At 34.2% G+C, this 6143-nt stretch carries 7 protein-coding genes; 1 reads left to right on the top strand and 6 read right to left on the bottom strand.

What is annotated here, in order from left to right:
- From A5883_RS19365 to A5883_RS06170, 6 genes are all read right to left on the bottom strand, one after another.
- On the bottom strand, positions 1-192 hold a 192-nt coding region (locus A5883_RS19365), incomplete at its 3' end, for a hypothetical protein (protein ID WP_217809235.1).
- The gene (locus A5883_RS06190) at positions 179-970 is read right to left on the bottom strand and encodes a hypothetical protein (protein WP_086338159.1); all 792 of its coding nucleotides are present in this window, start codon (positions 968-970) and stop codon (positions 179-181) included. The genes A5883_RS19365 and A5883_RS06190, both read right to left, overlap by 14 nt.
- 647 nt (positions 971-1617) lie before the next feature.
- Positions 1618-2883, bottom strand: coding sequence for a hypothetical protein (locus A5883_RS06185; protein WP_086338158.1), 1266 nt, complete (start codon positions 2881-2883; stop codon positions 1618-1620).
- Positions 2884-2985: 102 nt separating this feature from the next.
- Complete coding sequence (locus tag A5883_RS06180; protein ID WP_086338157.1) at positions 2986-3963, bottom strand: tyrosine-type recombinase/integrase; 978 nt, start codon at positions 3961-3963, stop codon at positions 2986-2988.
- A gap of 181 nt (positions 3964-4144) precedes the next feature.
- Positions 4145-4474 (bottom strand): metal-sulfur cluster assembly factor, encoded by a 330-nt coding sequence (locus tag A5883_RS06175; RefSeq protein ID WP_005231940.1) that lies wholly within the window; start codon positions 4472-4474, stop codon positions 4145-4147.
- Positions 4475-4548: 74 nt separating this feature from the next.
- On the bottom strand, positions 4549-5484 hold the full coding sequence (locus A5883_RS06170; RefSeq protein ID WP_005236241.1) for a YitT family protein: 936 nt from the start codon (positions 5482-5484) through the stop codon (positions 4549-4551).
- A 153-nt stretch (positions 5485-5637) separates the two neighbouring features.
- Here A5883_RS06170 and A5883_RS06165 point away from each other — a divergent pair, with 153 nt between their 5' ends.
- Positions 5638-6129, top strand: coding sequence for a YajQ family cyclic di-GMP-binding protein (locus A5883_RS06165; protein ID WP_005230187.1), 492 nt, complete (start codon positions 5638-5640; stop codon positions 6127-6129).
- The last annotated feature ends 14 nt before the right edge of the window (positions 6130-6143 follow it).

The following is a 6143-nucleotide window of genomic DNA, read 5'->3' as shown; positions in this document are numbered from 1 at the left end:
ATCTTTATACGACGATTTAGAAGGTACTTTTTCATACTCCCTAAGAAAGATGCTGGCTATTATTAAAATGAATTCCTTCTCGTTATCTGACAATTCATAATTCGGTAACGAGAGTTTTTTTACTATAATTTCATTTATAAGTTCATTTTCCTTTACTATTTTTGTAAACTCAGTTTGCTCATTGCTTTTCATTTACATCCCCATCCAATTCGCATAACAATTCTTCTAAACATTCAATAAAAATGTTAACGCTTTTGTTCATTACACATAAAATTACCTCTTTATTACACACATGTTTATTAACAGATTGAAATATTTCGTCATGACTAGATTCGTAAGTTTTACCTGAATAATCTTCGATAAAGATTGTTGAACAAGGAATAATATTATATTCTCCCAAATCTAACTCAATATTGTTCACATATTTATTTGATGCTGATAGTAATTTATCTCTTAAACTATCAGTAGCATCAGATTCATTTGATGCAATATATGTATGATTCAAGGCATTAGACCAAGAATTATTGCCACTATTTCCGCTTCTTTTCATTGATTTTTTTAAGCCTTGATATGCTTTACTTAAATTCTGATTGTGTTTTCCAGATGATGTTTTATAAGCAGTTGACTTACTCTCCATAATCCAAGTTTCACCATCATGAGTGTACAATCCATCGAATCCTTTTTTCATTGAGTTTTCTTCTAAGTTCATAAAGCAACAATGTTGTTCAAAATCTTGGCTTCTTAGAAAAAGATGAATAAAAAATTCTGCAACAGTCCCTTTGACTTTATTCTCATCTTGTCTTTCGAGAAAGTTTAACAAGTCTTTTATAACTATTGACATAAGTTCCTTTTTCCCACGTTTAGCTCCTCTGGATATCTCATTTATAGAACTTTTAATAATGTCTTTTGTTTGAATATCCAGTTCCAAAACATCTAAAATATAAACCGCTTGATGTTCTCTTTGGCTCAATTTATTATTAAATATTTCAATCAGTCCTCACATCTTCAAATAACTACTTATATAATTGTACCATTTAATTGTGAAAATGTTTCAATATAATACTAAATCATTAAAAAATATTCTGGTTAAAAAGTTTGCAACATATTATTTTTGAAGCTCTAGTATATAAATTTTATAAGAACTTAACTACCTATTCTTACAAAAAAAATGACTTTTTCAGAAGTCATCTTATTTTTTCTTTGTCTATATCTTGTTTATCTCTGTTGTCTATTTCAACATCATGACCAACAGAATCAGTTAATGAATGCAACATATGATAATAAATTTGCACGTCCCGCATCTTGTAAAGTTTAAGTAAATTTTCCAATACGTTTTTGAGAACTTTCTTTAATAGTGGTTTCCAATTGGACTATAGAAAAGGAATACAAGAATAATTATTCTCGTATCTCTTAAGTTTCAGAGTAAATAAACCAAAATGTTCTATATATAAATTCTAATAATAAAAGAAATATAAATAGATTAACCCATCCATGATACATTATATAGTTTGTTACAAAAAACATAAGTATCATAATGTTAAATTTGTAAATATGAAAAATACTACTTAGTAATTACTAAGCAGTATTTATTTAATAGACTCTCTCTATTACTTATTATTAAATCTCTAAATCACCTAAACCTAGTAAATCCTCAGCAGGGATTGCTGATTCATCAGCTACTGCAGTGTTTTCTTTAACAGGTTTTTCATCTGGAACTACTACTGTTTCAGTAGCTTCAGCTCCCTCAACATCTTCTTTCTTAGCGAATTGGTTATTACCTTTCGCAGTTTCTAACACTTTATGAGCAAATTCAACATCGTTTTGAGTTAGATATTGTTCTTTCAATGAAGTAAAGTAAGCTCCTTTATCTTCCATATAAGATTGGTATTCATCATTTGTAAACTCTTGTAAGTTTGCATGTGATTTTTCCCAAGCCAAGTCTGCTTTCTCGATTAAATCTTTAGATTTTCCTAAGATTTCATCTACAAATGCTTGTGTAATACAAGATTTTTCAGTAGACATCGCACGAATTTCTAAATCTGCTGCTGAATTCATTTTTTCATTACGGACAGGGAAGTCTAATTCAAAGTCAATAAACGCTGTTTTAACTTCTTGACCAGTAGCATCAGTAAATGAATGAATCATTTCAGGTGCTAATTGACGATTACGACCTGCATCTTGTAGTGCTTTGGTGAATTTTTCAATACGTTTTTGAGATACTTTCATTAATAGTGGTTTCCAAATTGGTAAACCGCTTGTTCCTAATTTTACAGTAGAAACTTTTTCTACACCGAAATCTCCTGCAACTTCTTTTGTTTCAGATTCAAAACGCAACACTAACATGTATGTTTCATAGTTTGTTTCTTTACGTTGGTTATTGTAAGAAGCACGAACTCGGTCACCTTCATTTAAAGAATCAATGAATGCTTTTTTCTCAGCATTATCTTTAGGAATTGCTTTAAACTCTTCCACAGAACCATATTTTTCTTCAATTTTAGCGAAACGAGCAGTTGTTTGCAAACTTGCTAGAGTACATAATGCACAATATTGACCACGTTCAGCAATTTCTTTACCTTTTTCAAAGTCAACTTGAGATAGTGGGTTCATACAACGGATAGAGTATGGAGAATAAGTTCCACCTTTAGGTCCTTGTAATTTAATAAATCCACGTTTTTCAATGTAATGAATTGGTGCTGAGTAAATCAACATTTTGGGTTGACCGTTTTCATCTAACACATAAGGAATTGTTAAACGTTGTAAATCTCCCATTTCATAATCTAAATCTCCACGAACAAAAAATCCTCCACCAGTTCCACCTGAACCAGTTCCTTTAGCACGTTTGTTTCCTTTTGCAACTTCTCCCCAAGACCATGTTTTAGCCATGTTGTGTGTCCTCTAAAAAAATGAATTTTAAGTTCTTAAATAATCTAAATCTACATTTCTTTTGATTTCTATTAATTGATATTAAAACTACCAGCAACACTTTTAAATCGTTTGAAGTGGTGAAAAATTGACCGCTTTACTAATTTCATCTTCAATATTTAAACTTCTCAGATACACCTCAGTCGTTTTTATTGAAGCATGCCCTAGTAGTTTTTGAATTCTATAAATATCAGTCCCATTCCGAACCAATTTTTGGGCAAAATAATGCCGAAAACTGTGTGGACTTACTCGAATAGATTTTCTAATCTTGCATTGATTCCCAATTTTTATGATTGCTCGTTCAGCTAAAATATAATTGTATTGTTTGCCTTCTCTTGTCAAAAATACATAATTGTCTATATTCTCTATTTCATTATATTCAAAAAAGGAATTTGCTACTCGTTTGTATTTTATATATTCTTTGTAAATCAACGGTGAGCAATGAACAATCCTATCTTTCTTCCCTTTCCCATTTTCAACAAATAACTCTTTATTAGTGACGTGAACATCTTTTAAGTTCATTACCTCACTGATTCTTAATCCTGTATCTATAAGAATAAGTAAGAGCAAATAATCCCTTTGATTCGTGAATTTTGTTTGATAGCCAGTGTGTTGCTTATCCATTTTCTGAGGTTTAAAGAAAGTTAACTTCTTTGCTACTTTCAACATTTCTTTGATTTCCATATCATTAAATGTCTGAATAATTACCTTACGCTCTCTAACCCATTTAACACGCATACAGGGGTTTCTATCGTATCGGACATAATCTTCATCTACACAATACTTAAAATACGCTCTGATGCTTCTTAGATGGCTATTCACATATGTTTCAGCACATCCCTCTTCTAATTTCATCAACATGAATTGCCGAATGCTTTTTGGTGTCACGTCTTCAACAAAGTATATCTGCTCTTTTTTCAAAAATTCAAAGAACAGATTCAAAAACTTCTGATGCTTCTTTATCGTTTTTTGTGAGATTCCTCTGGCTTTTTCGTTGAATAACATTTCTTCTAATAGTTCCTCTAACCTGAAATTTTGCAAAACAAAAACTCCCTTATCAACTTTTTCTAAAAGTTAATAAAAGAGTTCAGAAATTATCGTCTCATTAAGTATGGTATCCGTATCGAAAATACCCTCATTTCATCTGGTATCCGAAGTCCGAAAAAATGGTTCAGACTACATACTAAATGAGTGAGAAACGCTGTTAAATCAACACAAATCCTTAACGAATCCCCAAAGCAATCCGTGCATAACGACTCATTTTATCGGTCGTCCATGCGGGATACCAGACTAGTTTTACTTCTGGATTTTTGACTTCTGGAATATCGCTTAATGCTTCGTGTATCGATTCAGTCAATACGTCGGCTAAGGGACAGCCCATTGTTGTTAAGGTCATTTTGATTACGGTATTGCCTGTTTCTGCATCAAATTCGACTTCATAAACTAAGCCTAGATTCACTATATCAATCCCCAACTCAGGGTCAATCACGGTTTCCAAGGCAGCCAAGACACGCTCTTTGATTGCTTCTGCTTCTACTTCAGTATATGCCACGGTTGAAGACCTCCTTTAATTCTTGTTTCAAATAATACCTTCTTTTGCAAGATTTGTAAATGGACGATCCTGGATTATGGACGGCTTTTCTTGTGTATTTTCAGTTCTGGGAAGACCCCTGTCGTTTTAAAGGTCCGTTGTTCATCATCTGTCGCAAAACGACCTGTGATCGATTGGGTCGGCACAAAGTTAATAAACGCATTGCCGTCTGCTTCTAAAACGGCTTGTTCTAAATCGTAGATCTCGTAGCGGGTCACGACCATCATGATCATATTGCCTGGTACGCCTGAATACCCTCCGACTGAGGGGAACAAAGTCATGCCACGAAACACATGCTTAGAAATATTTTTCCCAACAGCTTCCGCATTGGTCGTAATAATCATCGCCGTTACCTTTTGATGACTTGTGTGCAGCATGTCCACCACGTAGCTCATTGCGAAAATCGAAATGATCGTGTACAAGGCACTTTCCCAAGAAAAGACGAAACCTGAGACCATGACAATGATGCCGTTTAAAATAAACATATATTTACCGACCGTTTTTCCAGTCGTTTTTGATAATATCAACGAAAGGATATCCATTCCGCCGGTGGTAAAACCCATTTTCAGTGAAAACGCAACGCCGACGCCTAACAGTACGCCACCGAGCAAAGCGTTAACCAAAATATTGTCAGTGATTGCTCCTTGTGGAAGGATTATCGTTAAGACAGAAACGACAACGACATTGATAAAGCTCAATAGTGTCGATGATTTCCCGAGTTTGATGAACCCGAGAACAAAGATAGGCAAGTTTAAGAGGAAAATAAACAGCCCTGTACTAAGGTGAACGCCAAAATGTTCCAAGGCAAGTGCCACGATCAATTGGGCGACCCCGTTCATCCCAGCAGAAAGAACGTTTGCGGGAATCAAAAAGAAATTTAAAGCAATGGCTGCGGTGATACCTGACAGCAAAATAACCCCTATTTTTTTCAATCGTTCTGATTGTTCGTGCTTCGTTAATAACTTACTCACAATGATCTAGCTCCTTCACTAAAAATCTCCTTCCAAAGAATAGCAGTTTGTGTGAAAAAATGAAACAATTATTTGCAAAAATTTACTTTTGATTCCCGAATCGTTCGCCTCCATGTTAAAATCATAGGTAAGAGATGAGAGGAGTGATTGATTTTGGCAAAAGAAGCAAGTTTTGATGTCGTATCTGAGATCAACACGGAAGAAGTGAAAAACGCCATTCAACAGGCGGAAAAAGAATTGAAAAACCGATTTGATTTTAAAGGCTCCACGGTAGAAATCAAGATGACTGAGGGCAAACTGACGATCGTTGGAGATGACGAATTTAAGTTGGAGCAAATCAAAGATGTGCTCTTTGCGAAGCTGATCAAACGGAATGTACCAACGAAAAATATTCAATTTGGCGAAACGGAGCATGCCTTGGGGGCAAAAGCTCGTCAAACGGCAGAATTGATCAATGGGATCGATAAAGAAAACGCCAAAAAAATAACGACAGCGATCAAAAACGCCAAGCTAAAAGTTAAAACTCAAATTCAAGACAATCAAATTCGGGTAACCGGCAAAAGTCGTGACGATCTGCAAGAAGTGATCCAATTGTTGCGTAAACTGCCCCTGACGATCGATTTACAGTTTACAAATTATCGCTAATCAAAAAAAACTAG

This window comes from Enterococcus sp. 5B3_DIV0040 (assembly GCF_002140755.1).
GTDB classification, from domain to species: domain Bacteria; phylum Bacillota; class Bacilli; order Lactobacillales; family Enterococcaceae; genus Enterococcus_D; species Enterococcus_D casseliflavus.
This window is presented reverse-complemented; position numbering and strand designations above follow the sequence as displayed.

Excerpts from the sequence above, each read along its gene's own strand:
- A5883_RS06185 (WP_086338158.1), bottom strand. The coding sequence starts at position 2,883 with ATGGCTAAAACATGGTCTTGGGGAGAAGTTGCAAAAGGAAACAAACGT.